Here is a 26,382-nt window from a genome sequence, read left to right on the forward strand (position 1 = left end):
GGAAAATCGTTTTTATGATAGTCCTGCCTATATTAGTCTCTCTAGGATTACTTGCCTAGTTCGTCCCAGTGTTCATAGGCTTCATTTAATTCCATGAAAGAAGCTGATTTGTCTTTAGATAATATAGCTCCACGCAGGCGAGATAAATTTACGCTAAAGGCATTTATTTCATCTCTCTCAGAACTAAATTGAACTCTAGCTACTATCTTTTGCCATGTATTTGATAACTTTTCAGTTTCATTGTAAGCTTTTACCCATTTATTGGAGTTTATATCGCTTACAATGATTCCAATAGATTTTGGAATGCTGGTTTCTTTGCCAATTGGATTCTTAAGTAAATTTCCACTAAGCATAATAAATATAAACAAAAATAATAAGGCTGTGGGAATAAAGTATACAAAAAATCTTCTCATAAAAAATCCTCCTTAGTAAGGGCCTTTATAGTCACCGATATCAAGCACCTTTTTTATATGATCTTTATATAAATCTATATATAAACTGCCTCCAGGGTTTAAGGTTGCAAGGAATACTTCGGAAACGTTTTTTATTCCTCGGCTTTCAAGTACTTTAAAAAGCCAATCCTTAGTTTTATTAAGTTGTCTTAAGTTTTCTTCAATAAGAATTCCATCATAAATAAGTTCTGTGCTTATTCCCATTTCGTTTTTCGTAATGTTCATATCATTACAGGTCACTGGCTGAAGTTCTGGTTTTTTTAGTACAGAGAGCTTTCCGTTAGGTTCAATTATTGCAAAATCAACTTCGTTTAAATCAAATACATCTTTATCTCTTAATAATTCCATAATGTCTGTTGCTCTAAAGTTCATTTTTTTCATAGCATCTTCCATTATTTTACCTTTCATAATTACAATTGTAGGCTCACCTTCTAGATATTTTCCTGCATACCTCCATTTTGTACTAATATACTCCATAAGGTACCCAAGAAGAGCCCATGTTAATAGACCTACCCAATGAGGCCATGCTCTGCTGGATAAATCTGTAGTTAGAGTTGCAGCTATTGAACCTATGGTTATACCCAGTATGTAGTCAAAGAACGTAAGCTGACTTATTTGCTGTTTACCTAATATTTTAGCGAAAATAAGCATAGTAAAGAACCCTATTATAGAACGAACAATTACTACTAAACCTTCATTCAAGTTGTTTCCTCCTTAATACTTGTATAAATGAATTTTACAGTTTATTTGTTAGTCAAATGATATTTTGTTATTTCACTAGGATATCATTTGACTAAAAATAATAGATTTATAACACAAATTATTTATCAGACATCTTTTTTTCAACAGATTCAATCATTTTTTTTGTCATTAGACCACCAACAGGGCCTCCAATAAATCCGCTTAACTTTTCAGGACCAGCATTCTTTTTTTCAAAGCCAGCACCTATTTCTTCAGCATACTCTTCTCTTAATTTTTTTAAGCCTTCTTTTGCTTCTGGCACTAATGGACGTCTACTCATAGATTACACCTCCTAGTATAATAGAGTTCTTTATTAGTTTTGTATTTTTATATAAAGATATGCATGTAAATTTATTTAGAAGATCCTCAAGTCGTTTGTTTTGGTGTATATAATGTAAGTTTTATAGTATTCTTGTATATTGACACAGAAAGAATTACATGATAATTTAAGATGTGAAAAAAGTAACAATTTATGAAAGAAGGAATTGATATAATGATGTATGGAGCAATTGAGGCTGGTGGAACAAAATTTGTCTGTGCAGTAAGTGATGAAAATTTAAATATCATAGAAAGAGAAAGCATAAAGACAACGATTCCAGAAGAAACCATGACTTTGGTATTTAAGTTTTTTGATAAGTTTAAATTAGAAGCTATTGGTATAGGATCTTTTGGACCAATTGATGTAAATAAGAAATCAAAAACATATGGATATATAACTAATACTCCTAAACAGGGATGGGCTAATTATGATTTTGTTGGAGCTGTAAAAAATAGATACAATATTCCAATTGGTTGGACTACAGATGTAAATGCCGCAGCACTTGGAGAGCTAAAAAAAGGTGCAGCAGTTAATTTAGAAAGTTGTGTTTACTTAACTGTCGGAACAGGTATTGGAGGAGGAGCAGTAGTTAAGGGAAAGCTTCTTGAAGGATATGGACATCCAGAAATGGGTCATATTTTAGTTAGAAGACATGAAAAGGATACCTATGAAGGAAAATGCCCATTTCATAAGGATTGTTTGGAAGGTATGGCAGCAGGTCCAGCTATAGAAGCTAGATGGGGTAAGAAAGCATATGATTTAACAGATAAAAATGAGGTTTGGGAAATGGAAGCTTACTACATTGCGCAGGGACTTATGACATATACCTTGACATTAAGCCCAGAACGTATTGTGCTTGGTGGAGGAGTAATGAAACAACTTCAATTATTCCCTCTTATAAGAAAGCATCTAGAAAAACTTATGGCAAACTATGTTGCTATGCCAAATTTAGAGGAATATATAGTACCACCAGCTCTTAAGGATAATGCTGGAATTACAGGATGTTTATTATTGGCCATGGATAGTAAAAAGTTAGTATAATTTAAGCGGCTATAACATCATAATATTATAAAAGGATTTTATTCTATTCTAGAATAAAATCCTTTTGTTCTGCGTGTATTTAATTATTTGTGTAAAGTAATGAACATTGGTTGTCGAAAAAGATAATATAATGTAGAAATATATTGCGTATATGAGGAGGAAATGTGCTGTGAACAATAATGAATTTTTAATGGAGAATATAAGTGATGAGGAAATACTAAGGGCATTTGCAATAGTAATTCCTTACCTAAATAAAATCGTTAGAGATGATATGGCCTTTGGACTTACTGATGAGGAGAAGTATCTTGCATACGGACCTGCAAAGGGATTTGATTTGAATTTAAGAGTAGGTTCACCAGCAGTAGGACCTGCAAAGGAAGCAATCAAAACAGGTAAGACAGTAAGATCATCAATTCCAGCTGACGTTTTAGGGAAAGAAATCAAGGTATTGGTAGCTCCGATAAAGAATTCAAAGGGAAAAATTATAGGAACAATAGGTGATGGCATAGATATTGATGCCACTAAAACTCTAACAAATAATGTAAGAGATATACTTGATTCTACGTCAGAAGTAAAAGAAAGCATATCTAATATGGCACAATTATCAATGAAAAACGCTCAGGCAGGAAAGGATGCTATTGAAATAGTAAATGCAACCTTAAATACAGTAAAACAGACCTCTGAAATATTAGAGCTTATAAAGAATATAGCAGATCAAACAAACTTATTGGGACTTAATGCAGCAATAGAATCTTCAAGAGCGGGAGAGCATGGAAAAGGATTTTCAGTTGTAGCTTCTGAGGTTAGGAAACTTGCTAATCAAAGTAAAGAGTCAGCAGCTAATATTAAAAAAATTATAGATAATATGAATTCGTCAGTTGAGAGTATTTCTAGTGTGGTAAATAATACTGCTGAATTTAGTGAAGAACAAGCTGGATCAATGCAGAAACTTGATTCTAACATTGAAAATATAAATGAAAAAATTAGCAAGCTAAATGAATTTATTGATAGGTTTCAATAATATATACAAATGTGGAGATGTTCTTTCAACTAATAAATTTATAGAAGATGATGTGGAATAAAATTGAGGAGCTGTAATGAATGAACTTACAAGTGTATATAAGTTTCAACGGAAACTGCCGTAAAGCATTGGAATTTTACAGTAGGGTATTTGAAGCGAAAATAAATAAAACAGTAACCTATAAAGAATTGCCTTCTCATCCTAAAGTTGCCATTGAAAAAGATGTTGAAGAATTAATTGCTTATTCTAGTATCATCTTGAAAGGTAATTATCTTAATATGGTAGACGTTTTTCCAGGTATGCCGCTAACAAGAGGAAATAATGTAAGTTTAACAATTGTTAGTAATAAGTCTAACGAATTGGAAGTGCTATTTAATAAACTAAAAGAAGATGGAAATGTTAATATGGAACTTCAAAAAACATATTGGAGCAGATGTTATGGTTCTTTAACGGATAAATTTGGGATAGAGTGGCATTTTAATTGTGAAGAGTAGTGAAAAAATAAAAATATTTATATTAAGTGCAAATGCAGAACTGCACCTAAAAAATAAAGAAGGTTAAAAATTGGACAGCTACATAAACTCATCAAAGAATATTTTAAAATTATTACACTTTAATGGGTTATTTAATAATAAATTTTTATATTTATGTAAAGCTCGAATATATGAGAGGAACATTTATGATTTTACTCAGGTAAATTTATAAATGTTCTTTTTGCTTTATAAAAACAGGCGGTTTTGTTGAATACAAATAAATTTTGTACGAAATTTAAAAATATGCTATAATAAATTACAGTTAATAACAAAATATGACATTGTCAGTTTAAAGGAGTAACAAATGAAAAAGACATTAAAGATATTAGCAGGATTTGTAGCTGTTGTAATTATTATAGCATTAGGAATTTTTACTTCTCGAAAGTTGTACCAAAATCATGTGGATAAAATAAATCATATTGGTAAAGTTATGGATAGCTACAAAGGAGTAAAGGTATATTATAACGGGAAAAAATATGCTGAAAGCCATGGCAAAAACTATAGTAAGGATGGATATTACTATGGATATAAGTGGCAATGCGTTGAGTACATAAAAAGATTTTATTATGAAGCAAAAGGACACAGTATGCCAAACGGATTTGGCAATGCTAAAGATTTCTTTGACCCAAAGGTAGGGCAGGGAAAATTAAATAAGGATAGAGGTTTATTTCAATATAAAAATGGAGAAAATGAAAAGCCAAAGGCAGATGATATTTTGGTGTTTACGGACACAAAATATGGACATGTTGTAATAGTTACAAAAGTTACAGATGATACAGTTGAGGTTATTCAGCAGAATATGGGTAACAAAACTAGAGATCAGTTTAAATTGGAATATGAGAATGGAAAGTATTTTGTTTGTGGGAAAAGAAAACCGAAAGGATGGCTTAGAAAAGGTTGATGAAAAACCGGTAACTTAAATACAATAAAACGTATTATTGGTAAAGTACAGTTTAAAAAAGGTCTAGGAAAGGTTGGGAAGATGATTTCTATATTGAAGGGAGGTCATTTTCTTTAAGTTGTGGTAGTCAATATAAAAATCAACTTAGTTAATTAAAATTAGTCATACTATCTTGTAGGGTTAAGTTTTGAACGTTTTAGTTTTATAATGTAAATAACCAAAAGCATTGTAGGGTAAAAAGTGCAAAAGAACAAACAAAAATATCTTGCGTCAAATGGAAATAGCCACTGGTGATAAGCATAGTTTGGTTCAAAATATATAGAGAAAAATAGCATAAATACCCCGCAGAGCATCAATGTTAATTTGAAATGGTTTATTTTAAATACTGAATTTATAGTTAGTGCAATAGAGTTTAAATAAATGCATATTTTAAAAAATCCTCCTAAAATAAGAAAGGGTATGCCAAGAATATCAAGACGATTTAATACTTCAACTATATTAATTAATCTTAAGGTTTCAACTAAAGGTATAGTTGAAACAGAAGTGTATTTAGCGCCTAATTCTGATATTGTTACAGCAGTTGAAATACACAGAAGGAGTCCAGATGAAATAAGGGCTTTAAAGGTAGTTTTTCTTACGGATTTTTTGTCATTTAAGTAGTGCCAATATAGCAAAAGTACAAATACTTCTCCAAAAGGAAACCATATAACACCAGGTAAAGACTTAAGTACTGGTTTAATGCCATTACCCAAAATTGGCATTAGGTTTCTAATATGTGCAGAACTAAAAAAAATAATTATTATAAACATTGAAATTAAAAAAATTATTGTAGGAGGAACTATTAATTCAGATAAACGGCATAGAGTTTCAAAGCCTTTAAAAAGAGTGTATAAGGCAAGTAATATGTAGGATAATATTATAATCCATAAATGTATATGAGGTAGAGAAATTAACAATATTAATTCACTAAATTCCCTAAGATTACGTCCGCAGGCCCAAATAAAAACCATAGCATACACTATACAAAATGGTAATCCTAGTTTTTTTCCAAGTATTATATTGATTATTTCTATAAGATTTTTATCAGGAAATATGTAAAAAAGTTCTGTTGAAATCCATGCCATGAGAAGTCCAATTAATAATGCGAGAAGAATTACAATCCATGCATCCTGTTCAGCTTCAATACCAAGTGCAAACAATGGAGTACTTCCAATTTGAAAAATAAAGGTTAAAGTAAAAAGTTGATGTTTGCTTAAATGTATCATAATTATCCCATCCTATTATATAAAGATTTATTATAGTTTAACTCAAAATATTAAAATTATTATTTTAGTACATAAAAATATTTAATGAGTAATAGAATGAAGTTTAGTATATTGCAAAATATGAAAGTTAATAGCAGAGCGTATAGTAGTAGTAGTATGTCCTTATAGGTATTAATCGAGTCACTAGAGTGTACATTGTCATAATAAAATTTATACGTATAAATTAACAAATAAAACCATAAAGTAAACAGGAATAAAATACATGTAATTAGCGAATGCATTATATAATCCCTGTTTTTATGGTTTTCATGTGTTGAGAAAGATAAAATATGAAGGTATAATTATGATAATATGTACGTATATATTATCATAATTATACTAGTTTGTATTTATAAGAGGTGTTTTTAATGGAAAATGAAAAAATATTAAATCCTATTATTATTCAAAGAGCAGATCCAATGATTTATAAACACAATGATGGTTATTATTATTTTACAGCATCGGTACCTGAATATGATCGAATAGAAGTAAGGAAAGCTAAAACAATAGAAGGGCTTAGAAATGCAGAACCTGTTGATGTATGGAGAAGACACGAAAGTGGAGAAATGAGTAATTTAATTTGGGCACCAGAAATACATTTCATAAATGGAGCATGGTATATATATTTTGCGGCAGCTCCTGATAAGAATATAGAGGATGATACCTTTAACCACAGAATGTTTGTAATACAAAATGAAAATGAAAATCCTTTTACAGGAAATTGGGTAGAAAAGGGACGAATAAAAACGGCATGGGAATCTTTCTCTCTTGATGCAACTATTTTTGAACACAATGAAAAGCTTTACTATGTGTGGGCACAACAGGATATTAACATTAAAGGACATTCGAATATATATATAGCGGAAATGGAAAATCCATGGACATTGAAAACAAAACCCGTTATGCTTACAAAACCAGAATTGGAATGGGAGATAAAGGGGTTCTGGGTAAATGAAGGTCCTGCAGTGTTAAAAAAGAATGGAAAGATTTTTATAACTTATTCAGCTAGTGCTACAGATGTGAATTACTGCATCGGTATGCTTACGGCAGAGGAAAATAGCAATCTTCTTGATAAAAATTCTTGGACAAAATCACAAACTCCAGTATTTAAAACAAGTATGGAAAACCATCAATATGGACCAGGGCATAATAGTTTTACAGTTTCAGAGGATGGAAAACATGATGTGATAGTTTATCATGCAAGGAATTATACGGAAATCAAAGGGGATCCGCTTTATGACCCTAATAGGCATACAAGAGCTCAAATTATAAACTGGAGAGAAGATGGAACACCTGATTTTGGTGTACCAGAAGTTGATAGCTTAGAAATTGAAACTCCAGTAAAAGCATAAGAAAAAGGTGGGATATATTATATGAAAATTTTTAGAAAAGACTTTTTTAATTTTGGAGGATTGTTTTTCTTCTACTTTTTAATATGGGCAGTGGTCCTAACTTTTTTACCAATGTGGTTAACTGATGTTGCACATTTAGATGCAAGTAAAGCTGGTTTTGTGTTTTCTTCTATATCACTGGTTGCTCTTATATATCAGCCATTCTTTGGTGTTATTCAAGATAAGCTTGTGTTCAAAAAGTATTTGTTTGCTTTTGTTGCAATTTTGATGCTTTTTATGGGGCCATTTTTTAGCTATGCATATATACCTCTTCTCCATCTAAATATATATGTTGGAGCCATCATTGGAAGCGTATATTTAAGTGCATGTTTTTATGCAGGAGTAGGTGTTGTAGAAGCGTATATCGAAAAGGTTAGCAGAAATAACAAGTTTGAGTATGGACATGTAAGGTTATTTGGTTCAATTGCAGGTGCAACGGCTTCATTTGTTGGGGGAATACTGTATATAAAAAATCCTGTAAGTATATTTTGGTTTGCGTCGCTGTCAGCAGTAGCTCTTTGTATTTTACTCTATGTAGCTAAGGTTAACGATACTGGTGAAAGCAAAGAGATAAAAAATCAAAAAAGTCAAATCAATAAGGAAATTGTGTTTTCTATTCTTAAGATGAAAAAATTTTGGTTTTTGGCATTAATAATAATAGGAACAGCGTGTATATACGATGTTTTTGATCAACAATTCCCTAATTATTATGCTAGCTTTTTTTCAAGTAAAGCAGTTGGAACCAGTATATTTAGTAGGCTTGTTTCATTTCAAACGGGTTTAGAGGCAGTTCTTATGATTTTTGCTCCAGCACTTGTAAATAGAATAGGTGCTAAAAATGGATTACTTTTGTTTGGAACCTTAACCTTTATTCGTATTTTTGGAAGTGCTACCTTTACAAATACCATTGTGCTGTCAGGAATTAGATTAATAGCAGCTTTTGAGATGCCATTACTTCTTGTTTCAATAATGAAATATATAACACATGTATTTGATGTGCGCCTTTCAGCTACCGTATATCTTTTAGGGTTTAATTTTGCAAAACAATTAGCAGTTGTAATTTTTTCGTCAATAGCAGGGAATCTCTATTCAGCTATAGGTTTTAGATATACTTATTATTTCTTAAGTTTGGTTGTTTTAGTAGTTACACTTGTAAGCGTTATCACTTTGACTAATGATAAGAAAATAAAAGGATTATCTTCTAATACAGCTATGTAAAGGTTTAATGTTATAAGTATTTGCATAACTTAATTTCTCTAAGGCAAAACTAGTATAAAACTTATTTGCAAAAGGGGAATTGAAATGAGTGGAATAATTAATAACAGAGAATACAGACAAAAGGTATTAAAGGAGATAATTCTAGAGCTTCATAATGGTAAAAGTGTTGATGAAGTTAGAAAAAGGTTTCAGGAACTTATAAAGGGAGTTTCTACAAAAGAAATATCGGAGATGGAAGCACAGCTTATAAAGGAAGGAATGAAGGTAGAGGAGATACAAAGGCTTTGTGATGTTCATGCAGCGGTTTTTAAAGGATCAATAGATCAAATACACCATCCAGAAAAAGAAGAAGGGCATCCTGTGAGTGTTCTTAAAAAGGAAAATGAAGCTGTTAAAAACTATATTCAGTCTCATTTAACTCCTAACCTAGAGGAAATAAAAAAGTCAGATAGTCATTCTACAAGGTTGAAGTTAATGGAAAATATAAGCATGCTCTTTGATTTAGATAAGCATTATAGCAGAAAAGAGAATTTAATATTTCCTTATCTTGAGAAGTATGGAATAACAGCACCTCCTAAAGTTATGTGGGGAGTTGATGACGAGATTAGAGAGGCCTTAAAGGAATGTAAGGAAGTTATAAATAGTGCAAATAAAACGCCAAATGAAATAACGGAAAAAGTAGAAAGTACCCTAAAACGGATTGAGGAAATGATATTTAAAGAGGAAAGCATACTCCTTCCAATGTGTATCGATACCTTTAGTGAGGATGAATGGCTTGATATAGAAAGTGAAAGTGACGAAATAGGTTACTGCTTGATATCGCCGTCTGAAAAATGGAAACCAAAAAGAGAAAATGTAGAGGAAAAGGAAAAAAGTAAACTGGCAAATGAAAACTCTGAAGGTTATATAAAATTTGATACGGGAATACTTAGGGTAAATGAGCTAAGTGCAATTTTAGACACTCTCCCTTTGGATATAACCTTTGTTGATAAAGATGGAACGGTTAAATACTTCTCCGGTGGAAGTGAAAGAATATTTGCAAGAACTAGAGCAGTTATAGGAAGAAAGGTTCAAAATTGTCATCCACCAGCTAGCGTTCATATAGTAGAAAAGGTGGTTGAGGATTTAAAGAGCGGCAAAAAGGATCATGAGGACTTTTGGCTTCACATGGGAGAATTATATGTTTTTATAAGATATTACGCTGTTAAGGATAATAAAGGAGAATTTATTGGTGTGCTTGAAGTTACCCAAAATATAAAAGAAATTCAAGAGATAACTGGAGAAAAGAGACTTATTGAATGAATAAAATAAAGCCTAGTATGTTTTTAATGCATACTAGGCTTTTGGCTTTGAAGTCCGGTAATTTTATGTAAAAAGTGAATTGTCATAAAGGGGGCAATATATAAAGAAAGGTATGGATTATAATGTAAATGATGAGAGAAGTTTTTATTAAAGTTTATTACAGAGGATACTGTGACTAATTATAGTTTTGTAAAGTTGAGTATGATTTACATAAGAGAAATGCGGAGGTATTTGCAAAAAATAGGAATAAATTATAAAATATAATTATTAATCAATAATATTCAAGTTTAAGGGGGAAAATAAATGAAAAACAAAAAAATTGTAGGCTTTATAGCTGCTGCAGCAGTTGCTTTTGGATTGGGGCTTCCATCAAATAGCCATTTTAACGCAGATACTGAAATTGGTATATCTTATCAAGGGCATGTAGAGAATATAGGTTGGCAAGCTCCAAAGAAAGATGGAGAAGAGGCAGGAACAGATGGAAAGGGCTTAAGAGTTGAGGCATTAAAATTAAACTTAACTAATGCACCAGCAGGAGCACATATAGAATATCAAGGGCATGTAGAAAACATAGGCTGGCAGGATTGGAAGACAGATGGACAAGAAGCAGGAACAGATGGAAAAGGCTTAAGAGTTGAAGCCCTTAAAATAAAGCTTAAAAATATGCCGGGCTACAGCATTCAGTATAGAGCACATGTACAAAATGTAGGTTGGCAGGATTGGGTAAGTGATGGACAAGAAGCAGGAACGGATGGAAAGGGCTTAAGAGTTGAAGCTCTTGAGATTAAAATAGTTAAAGTAAGCGATAATTCAACAGTTGGTGTAAGCTATGTTGGGCATGTACAAAATGTAGGCTGGCAAGAGCCTAATGAAAATGGACAAATATCGGGAACAGAAGGACAAGGACTTAGAGTTGAAGCTCTAAAACTAAATCTTGTTAATGCTCCAGAGGGAGCTCACATAAAGTATCAGGGTCATGTAGAGAATATAGGTTGGCAAGATCCTGCAGAGGATGGACAAGAAACAGGAACAGATGGACAAGGACTTAGAGTTGAAGCAATAAAGATTGCACTAGAAAATATGCCGGGCTACAGTGTTCAGTATAGAGCACATGTTCAGAATGTAGGCTGGCAAAATTGGGTAAGTGATGGACAAGAATCCGGAACAGATGGAAAAGGTTTAAGAGTGGAAGCTATTGAGGTTAGAATAGTTAAAACACAAGATGGAAGTACACCTAAGCCGGTGGATTTTATACCAGTAAATAATACTCCAGCACCAACGGATGATGATTCAAACATACCAGAACCTAAGTATGAGAATAACAATATAAATACGGAGTGGGATTTATCGGATAAATTAAATGATGCTATGGGAAAAACTAAAAATCCAGTAGGAAGTTATGTATGGTATAATAATTCTCAAAAACGTATTAGTGATGTCTTTGGAGGACTTAATAGTGATAGCAATAAGGTGGAAATAGGCGATATGTCAACAGACGAAATGAAAGCGGATATAGAAGATAGCTATAAAGACAATGATGGTGGTTTGTATACATCTAATAATGGAATAGTTTATAAGGTGGCAGGTGTGTATAAGGAGATTAAATCCACTAAGTCGAATGATTTGACTACGCTTAAGGCCGCTGCACAAAAATTAAATACTCAATTTATAACTTCTGGTTATGATCCCTCCCAAACTTTTGATAGATTTTATGTCAATACAGATGGTTCAGGTACACATTGGGTAGTTAGAGTTTTAGCATATTTTACAAACAAATAAATTTAAAAACTTCTCATTTAAGTATGAGGAGTTTTTTTGAAACAATTTTTAGGAGGTGAACTTATGTATGATGATAAAAAAATTAGAATACAGAAAAAAAGCATTGTTTATAATTATTTTATCAATTTTTATTGTATCTACTATTGAATTTTATGTATTTGCAATGAATGGTGATGATTCTACATCTATACCTGAAATAGATGGATGGAAAAATGGAAGTACTTATGTTGGAGGGGCGGCTGTTGAATATAATGGTTTTCGCATTGGCAATACCGTTTGGTGTAAGCCTGGAGATGTACTTGGTGTAACGGCATGGGGAAAACAACTTTCCAATAGTAGTTGGGATAATTGTATAGAGCATACTTATATGAGCTTTAGTGGTGCAGATGTATTCAATAAGTACCTTGATGTTCACTATACAGATAAATTTTTGGATAACTCTTATACTGAATATGCAGCTTGCGATATAGCTTTAATTGGGTCTGAAAATGGAGAAACAAGCACTAATGCAAAAATGTTAGATTACTTACGTATTGGAACTATATTCTGGTGCCAATTTAAAGAAAACAACAAAACTTACAGTATAAGAACTAATGAATATTCTAAAAATGGAAATTGGCTTTATCCAGAAGTTAAAACGCCAGAAGAAGACAGTCAAAATAAATGGGCATACTCAATTGAAAATATTAGGACGGATGGAGATGCGCCCAGTGTAAGCATTTCTCCAAAATCACAAGTGTGGACAAATAAGCCCATAAATATTGGGATTGATATTAAAGACAGTGGTTCAGGTATACAAAAGTATAGATATTCAATATGTAAGGATGGTACTTGGCAGGATTACGACTGGATATACACTGAAAATCATTCTAATTTGGATAATTCCCCATTTGTTAGATTGTATCCAGCTTCCTGTCAGGGCTTAAATCATAAAATAGAAACTTCAGAGGATGTACCTAAAGAAATAACTAGTTCTGTAAATAGCATAAGTAACAGCATATATTTAGATCAGCAGGGTGTATACAAAGTTAGAATTGAGGCAGTAGATAATTTAGGAAATGACAGCGGGTGGCAGCAAAGCGATAATTATTGTATTGATACAACAGCACCAAATGGTGTTTTTACACCGGATACTCAAGGCTTAACAGATGGCGATGTGGTAGCTAGTTTTACTCCGAAAGATGAAGGCGGTTCTGGCGTAATGCTTTGGAGATATAGATTATCTAAAGACAATGGCAAAACCTTTGGAGATTGGAGCAGTACTATAGAAGGAAGTTCTAAAGAAGATATAAAGTTAGTTGGAGAAGGGCAGTGGAAAATACAAGCAGAAGTTACTGATAATGCGGGAAATGAAGGAGAGGTTTACGGCGGACCATATGAAATTGACAGCATAGTAACAGTTTCCGCAGCTGTAGCTCCAAATCCAGCAAAGCAGGGGCAAATGATAACATTGGATATAAATACTACAGGAAATGCAAAATATCTTTCAATATATATGCCTTTAGAAATAACTATGAACGATGAGAGAGGAACGCTGTTTCCTATAAATAAAGAAATAAAAGAAGAGGAAAATCATAATGAAAAGGTTCAATATATAATACCTTTAAAAACTCCTGAAACTATAAAGAACAAAATTAGAGTAAGAGAACCTTATAAAATAAATATAATAGCCAAAAAAGAAGATGGCAAAACTGCAAACTGTGAAGTGAATTTGGATGTTATGAGAAATGTACTTGATGGCATAAAAACAGAGATAATAGGAACAGGCTTTGACAAATAAGTCTGAGAAAAGAAGCCTTATCTTAAAAGCTTCTTTTCTTATGATTTATTCCTTTGTTGAGTTTAGAGCAGCTGCCATTGAAATTTTAGTTATCTTTTTTCTACTTAGTAAGTTTGATATTTCATAAGTTAAATAGATTACAATAAATCCTATAAGAATGTAGGTAAAATTGAGTTTGACCTTCAAGCTTAAATTCATAGTGGAGGTCATGGATTTAAACAAGGCATTTAAAGAACCTAATAGGAAAGGAATTCCAAGCAAATATCCAAGAATTACAATAAAAGAAGAACTATTTAATATTAAAGAGTAAACCTCTTTTTTTCTGTACCCAAGTACCTTCATAAGAGATATATTCTCTTTGTTTTCCTCTATAATAAGAGAGGTTACTACATATATTATTATAAGTCCGATTATAAAGGACATGAGAGAAATACTGCCCATAGAATATTGAAGCGGCTTTGTTGCTGTGCTTAAGGCTGTTTTAAAGTCATCTATATTAGAAGTGCTTATGAGTTTGTTTTCAGGTATATTTATTTTATTATCGCTCCACAATCCTATATAGCTTCCAGATGGATAATTTAACATAGTATTAAACCTTGAAAGAGGCATATATAAGCTTTGAGAGGAGTAAGTATCTGCAATGCTGTCAATCCTAATGGTGTATACCTTTGAGTTAAATCTATTTATAACTTTTATTTTATCATTCTCTTTTATATTAAGTTTATCTGATAGAGTCTTTGTTACTATAACTTTGTTTTTATCAAGGGAATTTCCTGACCTATCTTTTAATAAAAGGTATCTGGTGTTGGGATTTATTCCATAGGCTGTAATAATTGTTTTGTTATTAGACTTTAAACTAAAAGCAGTTTCTGAAAATTTTTCACCCCTTGAAGGAGAAGTTGTTTGAAGGCTATTAAAAATATATTGATATTTGTATTTATAAGTGCTAGTAATGGATTCCTGCATTAAAAAATCCATAGAGTTTTTAGTTGCAAAACCTAAAAGTAAAAGCATGGTTGAGGCTATGATTCCAAATAAAAGAAGAAGACTTCTAGGTATACTTCTTAATTGCTGTCTTATTTTAAATTTGGAATTGAATTTGAAATTATCAAGCTTTAAATGCCTTTCGAAAAAGTTAACTTTGCTATTTTCTATTCCTCCATGCATAAGGTCAACAGGAGAATGCTTAAGCTGTTTGTTTATAATAAAATAGCTTGATATAAAAAGAAAAATAATAGGTAAAAGTATGCTTATTACAACATATTTAATATCAAAGCTTAGGTAATTGGTTGGAACATTAAAATAAGAAACCATAAAAGTAACCATTGGTTTTAGAGCTAACCCGCCTAAGATAGTTCCAACAATACCTCCAATTACAGCTATAGATAGGGAGTATGTTAAATAATGCTTTCGTATTTCTCTTTTTCTATATCCAAGAGCATACAGTGTTCCTATAATTACAGCCTCCTTTTGCAGCATCCTAAGCATAATAATTCCAGTCATGCTGCAGGTTAAAAGTAGTATTGCAATTGGCATAGAGGAGCTTATGGATTTAGTGCTTTTAATTTTTGCAGTTACATAGGTTACTCTAGGATTTTCATCTATATTTGTCCAGCTTAATACGTTTATATTTTGAGACTTTAAGTAGCTTTTTAACTTTGAAATCTTACTATCTATATTCTCTGAATTGTTAAATTTAATATTGTAAAAGCTGCTGCCTAAATTTAAACTATCAAAGTTATTTTTAGTTATTACAGCTATCCCAAAGCTTTTAGGATTATTCATAATATCGCTTTCTGACTTTATGGCATATATATAATTAGGAAGTGACATTAAACCTGAAACATTTAGTTTTTTATTCCCAATTGTTATTTTATCTCCAACTTTTATATTGTTTGCCTTTGCATAGGAAGGATCTATTAAGATTCCATTTGTAGTTAATTTATTTCCTGAAATTACAGCAGGAATGTCAATTTTTCTATTTTCACTGAAAATTCTTAGTGTTTTGCCTTTTGAAATTTCGTAATCAAAACTGCCGCTTTTTTCTAGCTTCATGTTAAACTTCTCTTCAAGTTTCTTTGGATTATTAATGGTTTTATCTACTATAAAGCTCGCATCATCTTGAACGTAGTTTCTTTCAAAGGAAGAAGTCATTTTATCCATATTGACTGCAAGTTGATTAAACATGGTGTAAAGCATACAGCTTATAATAATAAGTGCTAATGAACCTATATACTGCGACTTATTTTGGAGCATAGTTCTCTTGATTTTTTTATTGATTACCATCACCACTCAATCCTTTCTGCTGGCAGGATATTTTCATTGATTTCGTGTTCTACAATTTTTCCGCTTCTTACTTTATAAATTCTATTTGCCATGCTTTTTATAGCATTATTATGAGTTATCATTAGTATTGTGGTTTTAAAATCCTTATTTATCCTTTGAAGAAGCTTTAAAATTTCCTTAGAGGTTGCATAGTCTAAAGCCCCGGTTGGTTCGTCGCATAATAGAAGTTTTGGATTTTTAACTACAGCTCTTGCTATAGAGATTCTTTGCTGCTCTCCTCCACTTAATTCTTTTGGAAATCTATATTTTTTATTAAGCATACCAACAGCATCTAAAACCTCGTCTATGTTCAAAGGAGATTTGCTTATATTTGAAACTACCTCAATGTTTTCCTTTGCAGTGAGGTTAGAAATCAAATTATAGAACTGGAATATGAAGCCAATATTGTCTCTCCTGTAATCGGTTAATTTGTCATCGCTAAACTTTGAAATATCAGTTTCATTAATTAGTACTTTTCCTGAATCGCATCTGTCTATTCCTCCAATTATATTCAGTAGGGTTGATTTACCTGAACCTGATGGACCAAGAATAACACCAACTTCACCGCTATAAAGTTCCATATCTATATCCTTAAGTACCTCTGTTTTTACATTGCCCGAGGTATATGATTTTTTTAAGTTTTCAATTTTTAAAAACATTCATTTTGCCCCCATTCCATTTTTAAGTAGCTCAATCATTGCTTTGCTGTGCTTTTTATATTCTTCATATTCCTCATCAAGAATATTCATTCCTAAAGCATTATTTTTTTTAAATAAGTACTCTTTTATTTTTAGAGAAGCACCTGTCATAAACATTAAGATCAAATCGTCGTCTATATCATCTCTTATATAGCCTTGCTTTTTTCCATCCTTGATGAGATTTAGGGTGTAGTTGTTTGAAACTTCTATCATGTTTTTAGTTGCTTCTTCTGTAATTGAACCATATTTTCCAATAAAGGTATTTTGAATGAAAATTATAAGTTCTCTTTCTTCTTTTAATTGAAACCAAGTAGCCTCTGCGCTTTCATATATATAGTCAAATAAATTCATTTTTTTTTCTTTAAAGCCCGAAAAATTTCCGTATTTTTTTAAAAGTATTTTCGAGGCCCAGCTAATACAGAATAAAAACAGTTCCTTTTTATTTTCAAAATATTGATATATACTTCCTTTTGCAATACCTGCATTTTTAGCAATACTTCCTATATTCCCCTTTTGGTAACCCTTGTTTAGAAATTCATCTATAGCAGTTCGCATTATTTTTTCTTGCTTTTCTATAGCAAGGTTATTAAAAGTTCCCTTTGGCAAAATATCATCTCCATTATTTCAAAGTGTGACTTCTGGGTCATATGACCTACAAGTCACATTATATTTTCCTTATTTATTTATGTCAATATATTATCTATAAAATTCAACTTAATTTACATACTTAAACTACAAGGTATATTTAATTGAAGAAGGAGTAACATAATAGGGACAAAAAATTATTTAGGAGGATGCTATGGCACATGAAATAGATTATAAAATTATTGGAAGTGAGATGCAGATTGTTGAAGTGGAACTTGATCCATATGAAAGTGTTGTTGCCGAAGCTGGAGCTATGATGTATATGGATAGTTCAATAGAAATGGAGACTATCTTTGGTGATGGATCTGACAAGGGAAGTTCTGGAGGACTTGTTTCAAAACTTATGGGAGCAGGAAAAAGGCTTGTAACGGGAGAAAGTCTTTTTATGACTATTTTTACCAATAGGGGAGTGGGAAAACAGAAGGTAGCTTTTGCAGCTCCATATCCGGGAAAAATTATTCCTATGGATTTGTCTAGCTTTAACAACTATATGATATGTCAAAAGGATTGTTTTTTATGCGCAGCAAAGGGTGTATCTATTGGAGTTGAGTTTACTAGAAAAATCGGTGTTGGCTTATTTGGCGGAGAAGGATTTATGCTTCAAAAATTAGAAGGAGATGGACTTACCTTTGTTCATTCAGGAGGTACTATAGTTCAAAGAGAACTACTTCCTAAAGAGGTGATTAAGGTTGACACAGGATGCCTTGTTGCATTTACTAGAGATGTAAATTATGATATAGAAATGGTAAAAGGAATAAAGTCTGCAATCTTTGGTGGAGAGGGACTTTTTTTAGCAACTCTTAAAGGACCAGGTACAGTATGGCTTCAGTCAATTCCTTTTAGCAGATTAGCAGGAAGGATTAATAGTACAGCAGCCACAGGAAAAGAAGAGGGATCTATTTTAGGGAATATAGGAAATTTCTTTGACGGAGATTAGATTTTGTGGGAAATAAGAGTGAAGGTACCTTATTTCCTTTTTTGCTTAAGGATTATATGTTGAAAAGGACTGTAGCACAGTATATAATTAGGATTTAGGAGCTTATAATATTGGAGGACATAAAATAATGAATGGAAAGCAAAAAATACTTCCTTACATAGCTGCAACTGTAAGTTCTACAATTTTTGGATTGAGCTTTTTATTTTCTAAAATGGCTCTAAAGGTTGCAGGACCACTTAGTTTAGTGGCATTACGATTTCTCCTAGCATTTATTATTATGACTATTTTAGTTTTATTTAGAGTTATAAAGGTAGATTATAGGAACAAACCAATTGGACAACTTGTTTTACTTGGATTGGCCGAGCCCGTAATATACTTTATATTTGAAACCTACGGTGTTAAAAATATTTCATCTTCAATGGCAGGGCTTATGCTAGCATTAATTCCAATAGTTGTAACCATTATGGGTTCATACTTTCTAAAAGAAGTACCGTCATTAAAAAGAACCAGCTTTATTGTGCTGTCAGTAAGTGGTGTTGCACTTATAGGAGTTATGGGAAGTTCAGGTGGAAGTGGTAATTCTCCTATAGGAATATTATTTTTATTAGGGGCCGTTACTTGTGCAGGAGCTTATAGTATAATTTCAAGAAAAACCTCTGTACACTTTAAACCTGTAGAGATAACTTACTTTATGATGTTTTTTGCTGCATTTTGTTTTAATATAATGGCAGCTATTCAGCTTTTAGCTGAGGGGAAAATAAATGAATATTTTTCTCCTTTAAAAAGCAGCACTTTTGTTATATCAATATTGTATTTAGGGATACTTTCATCAATTGTAGCCTATTTTTTAACTAACTTTACTTTATCTAAGATTCAAGCATCTAGATCTTCTGTTTTTTCCAATTTATCAACTATAGTATCTATAATTGCTGGCGTTATAATATTAAAAGAAAGTTTTCATTTATACCATCTTGTGGGCTCAGTACTTATACTTACAGGCGTATGGGGAACAAATAAATTTAAGTAGCTAGGTATAGTATATTTTAATTGTAAAAGTGAAGATAATCTTTATTTTAATGGGTTCATTGAAAATTTGGATTAACCATTAAATGATATAAAGTTTAAAAATATATTGTAAATTATAGGGTAGTGTGATATAATGATTTAGTATTAAAAACGGATAAGATTTTAATACTAAGATTTAATTAGATGAACAAACATATCCTCTTTTTAAAGGTTATTTTGGTAATCAGTTAGGATCTTAATCTTTGAAAAAGGAGGTATATGTAAATGGCAGATAAGACATTAGTTTGTAAAGATTGCGGAAAAGAATTCGTATTTACTGAAGGCGAGCAAGCTTTCTATAAAGAAAAAGGATTCGATAATGAACCACAAAGATGTACTGATTGTAGAAAAGCAAGAAAACAACAGAACAACAGAGGATTCAGAAGATAATAAGTCTTTTATAAACCCTATAAGTTAATTCTTATAGGGTTTTTTAATATACATTAATAAATCTATAGACATGATTATGTTAAAACTGGTTTGACAAAGTATTTTTGTTTTATTATTATAGGAACATAATAAAAGTTTTTAATAGACTACTATTAAAAACTTTTATCCATAGGCAATCTAATAGAGTGTATATATAAGTTAAATTAATACATCAAGGAGGAGTACTATGCATTGGAGTTTTCCTGAAATGATAAGACTCTTTTCAGATGAATATAGAAGCAGTATGTTGTCAGAAGGAAATTTTGGAGTAGAAAGGGAATCACAGAGAGTTAATTATTCTGGAGATTTAGCATTAACGCCTCATCCATCTGTATTTGGCGATAAGTTTGAAAACCCACGTATAACAACAGATTTTTCGGAAAGTCAAATAGAGATGATAACACCACCGCTTAAATCAGCTGAGGAAGTCTACAAAGCATTAAATGATATAAATAATGAAGTTAAAAATGCTCTTAAAGGTGAACTATTATGGCCTTTAAGTATGCCGCCAAGACTTCCAAAGGAAGAGGATATACCAGTTGCACAATTTCCGGATACTGAAGACGGTAGACAAAAACAGATTTATAGAAATGGACTTGCACTTCGTTACGGTAAGAAGATGCAAATGATATCGGGTATTCATTATAATTTTTCTTTTAGCGACAAGATGATCGATTTTATATATAGGCAATTGAGAATAGAAAAAACTAAAAGACAATTCATTGATGAGATGTATTTTTCGCTGACTAGAAATTTTTTAAGATATCATTGGATACTTATATATTTGTTTGGAGCATCACCAATATGTGATTCGACATACAATTCTGTTATATTTAAAGAGCTTGAAAAAATAGAAAAATGCTGCCCTCATTGTGCTGGAAAAATAAAGAATTTTAATAGATATGCTACTTCACTTCGTGTAAGTAGGTTTGGTTATTCTGATACAGATGAAAAGAAGTATACTGTGTATTTTAATAGTCTTAGAGAATATGAAACCAAAATTAAGAAAATGATGGAAACTGAAAGTAACAAATATTCTAAACTTGGAATATATAAAGATGGAGTTCAGATTCAGTTAAATGGAAATCTGCTTCAAAGTGAAAGTGAATTTTATGCTCCTATACGTTTTAAAAGAAATATAAAAAAAGGAGAAACACAGCTTACAGCCCTAGTAAATCGTGGAGTAGAGTATATAGAGATAAGAATTTTAGATGTGAATCCTTTTGATAAAGTTGGCATTAGTGTTGAACAGATGAATTTTCTTCAAGTTTTTAATGTGTTTTGTCTGTTTGAAGAAAGCAAGTCAATAGATGAGGAGCAGATGGAAAGGATAAATACAAATCATCAACTTGCAGCGTTACTTGGAAGAAATGAAGATTTAATGCTTTATAAGTATAATGATGATTCTAGAATACCGCTAAAGAATTTTGGCGATGAGATTTTTGAAAAACTAAGAATAGTTGCTAAATTGATGGACAAAGATAATGTAGAAAAGAAATACAGCGAAAGTGTTGAAAGTGAATATAAAAAACTTCATAATATAGAGCTGTTGCCATCAGAAAGAATATGCAGAGAAATGGATAATGATAATAGAAGCTATATTCAATTTGGCATGGAATATGCTGAAGCATAGGGAGCATAAGATTTAGCAATATTTTAATTAACAAACCCTGGATACTAAGGTATAATTATTTGTAAAAGAGGTGGTAAAACATGAATGAAGATTATACAAAACTTGAACTTTCAACTCAGATATTAATTAATGAAGCTTTAGATAGGAAAATACAAGTTGACATACTTGATATGGAAGACAACTTTATACGTTTAAAAAAAGGTGATAAAGTTGAATATGTGAAACAGGCAACTAAAACTTCATTGGATAATTATATAGCGCCTTTAATAATGGAAAATAAAGAAGTAACCAAAATAGTTTTAAAAGAGAATGGTATAAATGTTCCTGAAGGAGTTACTCTTAAAGAAGCAAGTGAAGCGAAAGAAAAGTTCAGTTTATTTTATGGCAAAGATACAGTAGTTAAGCCAAAGTCAACGAACTTTGGAAAAGGAGTAATTATACTAAAACAGCTTAGATCAATTGAAGATTTTGAGAATGCTGTAAATCAGGCTTTTGAATATGATAATTCCGTTATGGTTGAAGAATTTATAGCCGGTAAGGAATACAGATTCTTGGTTATAGGTGATGAAACTATTGCAGTTCTTCATAGGGTTCCAGCAAATGTTATAGGGGACGGAGTTCACAGTATTAAAGAACTTGTAGATGAAAAAAACAAGGATCCACGTAGAGGGCAAGGATACGTAAAGCCACTTGAGAAAATTGTTCTTGGAACTATTGAAAAAGAGTATTTATCATTTTCAAATAGGGATTTTGATTATGTTCCAGACAAGAATGAAATAGTTTATTTGAGAGAGAACTCTAATGTAAGTACTGGCGGAGATAGTATAGATTTTACAGATGAGATTCTTGAGGGATACAAAAAAATTGCAGTTAGAGCAGCTAATGCAGTGGGAGCAAAGATTTGTGGTGCGGATATAATAATAAACGATATAAATGAAGAGCCTAATGCTAAAAACCACAGCATTATAGAATTAAATTTTAATCCAGCAATTCATATGCATGATTTCCCTTACAGAGGTGAAAATAGGCATGTTGAGAGAAAAATTTTAGATTTACTTGGATACTAAAATTATGTATAAAGAACCGTTTTAAAATGATTAGAACATTTTAAAACGGTTTTTTATCATTTAGTTTGGCTTTTTTTATATATATTAATGAAATTATATAACATAATACTTCTAAATAATTGTATTATAGTAAATAAAAGTTAAATACATATAATATTAATACGATAAATATAATATATGGAAATAGATGCCTTTAGGCATTTTAATTAGAGGTGGTGTAAATGTCAAAGACCGAAATTATAATGTTGTTTACTATTATAGGAATAATCTTAGGTGTACTTATCACTATGCTTTCAATATTTCCGCTTTTAAAGAAAAATGGAATAAAGGTAAGTGATATATTAGAAGAGACTCAAAAAGTAGTAGATGCTTCAGACAAGGTTCTTGGTGTGGCATCAGAAGTATTTCCTAAAAGTGGAACAGTAAATATTTTAGAAATTATTGATAAATGGGCAAAAATAGCTGTAGGGAGTGCTGAGCAATTATCTCATGCAGGAGATATAAGTAAAGATGAGAGAGCAGAAGTTGCAGAAAATGTTGTTCTAGATGTGCTTAAGGAGTTGAATATAAATGTTGATGATAATAAGAAAGCACTTATAGATGCTGCTATAAAAAATGCAGTAAATGACCTTGGACACAGTAGTTCTTCAAAGGTCGTAGTAAATAGTACAAGTAAATAGAATATTTAAAAAATCAAATGGATATATTTCGTTTGATTTTTTATTATGAATAGTTAAAAACAAGTTTTGTGTTAAAAGTATGTGAAAAATAGCTACAGTTGAAAACAAAATGTAAATTCTATTAAAATATGTTTTTTATAAATAATTAGGTGGTATACTATAATAGGCTCATAATTTATGAGCTTTGAAAAAGGATTTATTTTATTATAGCTTTAAGGCGGAATGGAGAAAGGTTATGGAAAATGTAGAAACAAAGTCAAAACAATCTAAGGCCTCTATAATTTTATATGTAGCAGCTGCAGTTGTTGCAATTATAGGAATTGCACTTTTAGTAGATAATATTATTGTTTATAGAAAGGCACTTAGCCAGTATGTAGCGCAAGGTTATAAGGCAGCTACAGTTAATTCACAGCTAGTTCCACAACAGCTATTACCTGAAATATTTAATGCTGTTGGTATTTATGGAGGAATAGCTTTTGTTTTATTTGGTGCAGGAATTATAAATAATAAAATTTCAAAATTGTTATCATTACATAATGATTAAGAAAAAACTTCTATAAAAGAAGTTGAATAAAATATAAAAGAGTGGTTAATAGTAAAGTTTAAACTTATGTGTACTGAAATGATAGTCATTAAGCTATTTCAGTGCATATAAGTTTTTTGAAAATAATGGACTAAATTTATAGTAAAAGGTACAGATTTTATTAAAGTCTGTATTTTTTTACATAAAAATAAAGAATATTGTATAAATCAATTTAAATAAAGGAATTTTCAGTGATATAATAAGATTAAATAGAATTTTTATCCAACAACATGAAGCTATAGAAACATGCATTAGAAAGGATGTTTAAATGTGAAAATTTTAGTATATAATCATAGAGCTGATGAAACTGAATATTTTCAAAAGTTTAAAGAAAAATACAATGTTGATTTAATGCTTACAGACAAGACACCGACCATTGAAACTGCTGATTTTGCAAAAGGATTTGACTGCATAAGTATTATTACAACTCCAATTAATGCAGCGCTTATTAAAAAGTTTAACGACGTTGGAGTTAAATTTATATCCACTAGAACTATAGGGTATGACCACATAGATATTAAAAAAGCTAAAGAGCTCAGAATTGGTGTAGGAAACGTAACATATTCACCAAGAAGCGTAGCTGATTATACTGTAATGATGATTTTAATGGCAACAAGAAAAGTAAAAGCAATTATGCAGAATAGCTATGTTCAAGATTATTCTCTAGAAGGTATTCAGGGAAAAGAATTACATAATTTAACCGTAGGAGTTATAGGAACAGGGAAGATTGGGAGAACAGTAATTAAAAATTTAAAGGGTTTTGAATGCAACATTATAGCCTATGATATCAATGAAAATGAAGAAGTTAAAGCCCATGCTAAATATGTGAAATTAGAAGAACTTTTAATGAGTAGTGATGTTATCACAGTGCATGTTCCAGGAGCGGAAGATAACTACCATCTAATAAATAAAAATTCCATATCAAAAATGAAAGATGGGGTATTTATTATAAATACAGCAAGAGGGTCAATTATAAACACATATGATTTTATTGACGCTGTTGAAAAAGGGAAAATTGGTGGAGCAGCATTAGATGTAATAGAAAATGAAACAAATCTCTACTATAAAAATCTTAAAGGAGAAGTGTTAGGAAATAGAGAATTAGCTGTTTTAAAGTCTTATCCTAATGTGATTATTACACCTCATACAGCATTCTATACAGATCAAGCAGTTAGCGATATGGTTGAGAATTCTATACTAAGTTGTATAGCTTTTTATGAGGGAAAAGAAAATCCTTGGAAAGTGTTATAATTGAAACAAAATATTTTTCTGTTATGTATAGGCTAAAAGGTGAGTATTAATTAAAATTAGCAAAATGTATTTTGCTTTAAAAATAGTATTAACTTTACAAATATTCAAAAAGCATTTATGATGAAAATATATTAAATATTGAGAGGGGACTTAAGATTTAGCTATGGATTATAGTGAGTTAGTTTATAAAGCTTTAGAGGCTAGAAAAAAGGCTTATGCACCTTATTCCAAATTCAAAGTTGGAGCAGCTGTGATAGCTGACAATGGAGAAATATATACAGGATGTAATATAGAAAATGCATCCTATGGTGCAACAAATTGTGCAGAAAGAACAGCTATTTTTAAAGCAGTATCAGAAGGGCACACAAAGCTTAATGCTATTGCTATAGTGGGAGTAGAAAAGGATTATACATATCCATGTGGAATATGCAGACAGGTAATTGCTGAGTTTGCGTCAGAGGATATGAAAATAGTTTTGGGAAAAAATAGTGGAGAATATATAGTTAAGACATTGGAAGAAATTCTACCAGGAGCTTTTACTAAAGAGGATTTAAAAAAGTAGTTTAAATAAAGTGTAAGATAAAACTATTGTTATTGGTCGAAGTTATAAAATGAGAGGAAGATTTTTAATATGAATATTGCTAAAATTATAGATCATACAGCATTAAAGCCAGATACAACAAAGGAGCAGATACTAAAACTAATAGAAGAAGCTAAACAAAATAACTTTGCATCAGTTTGTGTAAATCCAAAGTGGGTTAAAGAGGCAAGCTGTGCATTAAAGGACAGCAGTGTTAAAGTGTGTACTGTAATAGGGTTTCCTCTTGGAGCTAATACAACTGCTACAAAAGTATTTGAAACACAAGATGCTATTAAAAATGGTGCAGAAGAAGTAGATATGGTTGTTTCTATAGGAGAATTAAAAGATAAAAATGATGATTATGTAGAAAAAGATATAGAAGAAGTTGTTAAGGCAGCTAGTGGAAAGGCCTTAGTTAAAGTAATTATTGAAACTTGTCTTCTTACCGAAGAAGAGAAGATAAGAGCGTGTAAACTAGCTAAAAAAGCAGGTGCAGATTTTGTTAAAACATCAACAGGGTTTTCAACAGGAGGGGCTAAGGCAGAAGATATTAAATTAATGAGAAAAACAGTTGGAGCTGGTATGGGAGTTAAGGCCTCAGGTGGTATTCATACAAGAGAAGAAGCAATTAAACTTATAGAAGCTGGAGCTACACGTATTGGAGCTAGTGCAAGTATAGATATAATTTCAGAAAATTAAATGAATAA

General features: G+C 31.3%; 26 protein-coding genes. 19 read left to right on the top strand and 7 right to left on the bottom strand.

Going from position 1 to position 26,382, the window contains the following annotated elements:
• Positions 1 to 47 precede the first annotated feature (47 nt).
• From CA_RS07935 to CA_RS07945, 3 genes are all read right to left on the bottom strand, one after another.
• Positions 48 to 413, bottom strand: coding sequence for a DUF4363 family protein (locus tag CA_RS07935; protein ID WP_010964828.1), 366 nt, complete (start codon positions 411 to 413; stop codon positions 48 to 50).
• A 12-nt stretch (positions 414 to 425) separates the two neighbouring features.
• Positions 426 to 1,154, bottom strand: coding sequence for a YetF domain-containing protein (locus tag CA_RS07940; protein WP_010964829.1), 729 nt, complete (start codon positions 1,152 to 1,154; stop codon positions 426 to 428).
• A 118-nt stretch (positions 1,155 to 1,272) separates the two neighbouring features.
• The gene (locus CA_RS07945; RefSeq protein WP_010964830.1) at positions 1,273 to 1,473 is read right to left on the bottom strand and encodes an alpha/beta-type small acid-soluble spore protein; all 201 of its coding nucleotides are present in this window, start codon (positions 1,471 to 1,473) and stop codon (positions 1,273 to 1,275) included.
• Between the two features lie 213 nt (positions 1,474 to 1,686).
• On the opposite strand from CA_RS07945, the gene CA_RS07950 reads away from it, so the two are divergent.
• The 4 genes from CA_RS07950 (at position 1,687) to CA_RS07965 (ending at position 5,008) form a co-directional block, all read left to right on the top strand.
• A complete protein-coding gene (locus CA_RS07950) occupies positions 1,687 to 2,553 on the top strand; it encodes an ROK family protein (RefSeq protein ID WP_010964831.1) in 867 nt (288 codons plus the stop codon).
• 169 nt (positions 2,554 to 2,722) lie between these two features.
• Complete coding sequence (locus CA_RS20335; RefSeq protein ID WP_010964832.1) at positions 2,723 to 3,574, top strand: methyl-accepting chemotaxis protein; 852 nt, start codon at positions 2,723 to 2,725, stop codon at positions 3,572 to 3,574.
• 80 nt (positions 3,575 to 3,654) lie between these two features.
• On the top strand, positions 3,655 to 4,068 hold the full coding sequence (locus CA_RS07960) for a VOC family protein (protein WP_010964833.1): 414 nt from the start codon (positions 3,655 to 3,657) through the stop codon (positions 4,066 to 4,068).
• A gap of 343 nt (positions 4,069 to 4,411) precedes the next feature.
• Positions 4,412 to 5,008 carry a CHAP domain-containing protein gene (locus tag CA_RS07965; RefSeq protein WP_010964834.1) on the top strand — a complete coding sequence of 199 codons (597 nt, stop codon included), beginning with the start codon at positions 4,412 to 4,414 and terminating at the stop codon, positions 5,006 to 5,008.
• A 167-nt stretch (positions 5,009 to 5,175) separates the two neighbouring features.
• Here CA_RS07965 and CA_RS07970 read toward each other — a convergent pair whose 3' ends face one another.
• Positions 5,176 to 6,273 (bottom strand): spore germination protein, encoded by a 1,098-nt coding sequence (locus CA_RS07970; protein WP_010964835.1) that lies wholly within the window; start codon positions 6,271 to 6,273, stop codon positions 5,176 to 5,178.
• A 407-nt stretch (positions 6,274 to 6,680) separates the two neighbouring features.
• Between CA_RS07970 and CA_RS07980 the strand changes: the two genes are divergently transcribed.
• From CA_RS07980 to CA_RS08000, 5 genes are all read left to right on the top strand, one after another.
• Entirely contained in the window at positions 6,681 to 7,664 is a 984-nt protein-coding gene (locus tag CA_RS07980) for a glycoside hydrolase family 43 protein (RefSeq protein WP_010964837.1), read from the top strand.
• Positions 7,665 to 7,685: 21 nt separating this feature from the next.
• Positions 7,686 to 8,921 (top strand): MFS transporter, encoded by a 1,236-nt coding sequence (locus CA_RS07985; protein WP_010964838.1) that lies wholly within the window; start codon positions 7,686 to 7,688, stop codon positions 8,919 to 8,921.
• Between the two features lie 84 nt (positions 8,922 to 9,005).
• On the top strand, positions 9,006 to 10,223 hold the full coding sequence (locus CA_RS07990; protein WP_010964839.1) for a DUF438 domain-containing protein: 1,218 nt from the start codon (positions 9,006 to 9,008) through the stop codon (positions 10,221 to 10,223).
• Positions 10,224 to 10,526: 303 nt separating this feature from the next.
• Positions 10,527 to 12,002, top strand: a complete 1,476-nt coding sequence (locus tag CA_RS20470; protein ID WP_010964840.1) for a hypothetical protein — start codon at positions 10,527 to 10,529, stop codon at positions 12,000 to 12,002.
• Positions 12,003 to 12,069: 67 nt separating this feature from the next.
• Positions 12,070 to 13,782: a hypothetical protein gene (locus tag CA_RS08000; RefSeq protein ID WP_010964841.1), complete on the top strand. Its 1,713-nt coding sequence runs from the start codon at positions 12,070 to 12,072 to the stop codon at positions 13,780 to 13,782.
• Between the two features lie 45 nt (positions 13,783 to 13,827).
• Here CA_RS08000 and CA_RS08005 read toward each other — a convergent pair whose 3' ends face one another.
• Genes CA_RS08005 through CA_RS08015 form a run of 3 tightly spaced genes read right to left on the bottom strand, consistent with a single transcriptional unit; the run spans position 13,828 to position 17,411 of the window.
• A complete protein-coding gene (locus tag CA_RS08005) occupies positions 13,828 to 16,068 on the bottom strand; it encodes an ABC transporter permease (RefSeq protein WP_010964842.1) in 2,241 nt (746 codons plus the stop codon).
• A complete protein-coding gene (locus CA_RS08010; RefSeq protein ID WP_010964843.1) occupies positions 16,068 to 16,766 on the bottom strand; it encodes an ABC transporter ATP-binding protein in 699 nt (232 codons plus the stop codon). Before CA_RS08010 ends, CA_RS08005 begins: the two co-directional genes overlap by 1 nt.
• Positions 16,767 to 17,411, bottom strand: a complete 645-nt coding sequence (locus tag CA_RS08015) for a TetR/AcrR family transcriptional regulator (RefSeq protein WP_010964844.1) — start codon at positions 17,409 to 17,411, stop codon at positions 16,767 to 16,769.
• Between the two features lie 193 nt (positions 17,412 to 17,604).
• Between CA_RS08015 and CA_RS08020 the strand changes: the two genes are divergently transcribed.
• The 10 genes from CA_RS08020 (at position 17,605) to deoC (ending at position 26,374) form a co-directional block, all read left to right on the top strand.
• On the top strand, positions 17,605 to 18,387 hold the full coding sequence (locus CA_RS08020) for a TIGR00266 family protein (protein WP_010964845.1): 783 nt from the start codon (positions 17,605 to 17,607) through the stop codon (positions 18,385 to 18,387).
• A 127-nt stretch (positions 18,388 to 18,514) separates the two neighbouring features.
• Positions 18,515 to 19,414, top strand: coding sequence for a DMT family transporter (locus CA_RS08025; RefSeq protein WP_010964846.1), 900 nt, complete (start codon positions 18,515 to 18,517; stop codon positions 19,412 to 19,414).
• Between the two features lie 263 nt (positions 19,415 to 19,677).
• Positions 19,678 to 19,842: a zinc-ribbon domain-containing protein gene (locus tag CA_RS08030; protein ID WP_024026198.1), complete on the top strand. Its 165-nt coding sequence runs from the start codon at positions 19,678 to 19,680 to the stop codon at positions 19,840 to 19,842.
• 226 nt (positions 19,843 to 20,068) lie between these two features.
• A complete protein-coding gene (gene gshA / locus CA_RS08035; protein WP_010964847.1) occupies positions 20,069 to 21,514 on the top strand; it encodes a glutamate--cysteine ligase in 1,446 nt (481 codons plus the stop codon).
• 80 nt (positions 21,515 to 21,594) lie between these two features.
• Positions 21,595 to 22,581, top strand: a complete 987-nt coding sequence (gshAB, locus tag CA_RS08040; RefSeq protein ID WP_010964848.1) for a bifunctional glutamate--cysteine ligase GshA/glutathione synthetase GshB — start codon at positions 21,595 to 21,597, stop codon at positions 22,579 to 22,581.
• Positions 22,582 to 22,802: 221 nt separating this feature from the next.
• The gene (locus tag CA_RS08045) at positions 22,803 to 23,261 is read left to right on the top strand and encodes a hypothetical protein (protein WP_010964849.1); all 459 of its coding nucleotides are present in this window, start codon (positions 22,803 to 22,805) and stop codon (positions 23,259 to 23,261) included.
• Positions 23,262 to 23,496: 235 nt separating this feature from the next.
• Positions 23,497 to 23,805, top strand: a complete 309-nt coding sequence (locus CA_RS08050; protein ID WP_010964850.1) for a membrane protein — start codon at positions 23,497 to 23,499, stop codon at positions 23,803 to 23,805.
• A 309-nt stretch (positions 23,806 to 24,114) separates the two neighbouring features.
• Positions 24,115 to 25,095 (top strand): D-isomer specific 2-hydroxyacid dehydrogenase family protein, encoded by a 981-nt coding sequence (locus tag CA_RS08055; RefSeq protein WP_010964851.1) that lies wholly within the window; start codon positions 24,115 to 24,117, stop codon positions 25,093 to 25,095.
• Between the two features lie 163 nt (positions 25,096 to 25,258).
• On the top strand, positions 25,259 to 25,657 hold the full coding sequence (locus tag CA_RS08060) for a cytidine deaminase (RefSeq protein WP_010964852.1): 399 nt from the start codon (positions 25,259 to 25,261) through the stop codon (positions 25,655 to 25,657).
• A gap of 69 nt (positions 25,658 to 25,726) precedes the next feature.
• Positions 25,727 to 26,374, top strand: coding sequence for a deoxyribose-phosphate aldolase (deoC, locus tag CA_RS08065; protein ID WP_010964853.1), 648 nt, complete (start codon positions 25,727 to 25,729; stop codon positions 26,372 to 26,374).
• Positions 26,375 to 26,382: the final 8 nt, after the last annotated feature.

It is taken from the genome of Clostridium acetobutylicum ATCC 824, from assembly GCF_000008765.1.
Lineage (GTDB): Bacteria > Bacillota > Clostridia > Clostridiales > Clostridiaceae > Clostridium_S > Clostridium_S acetobutylicum.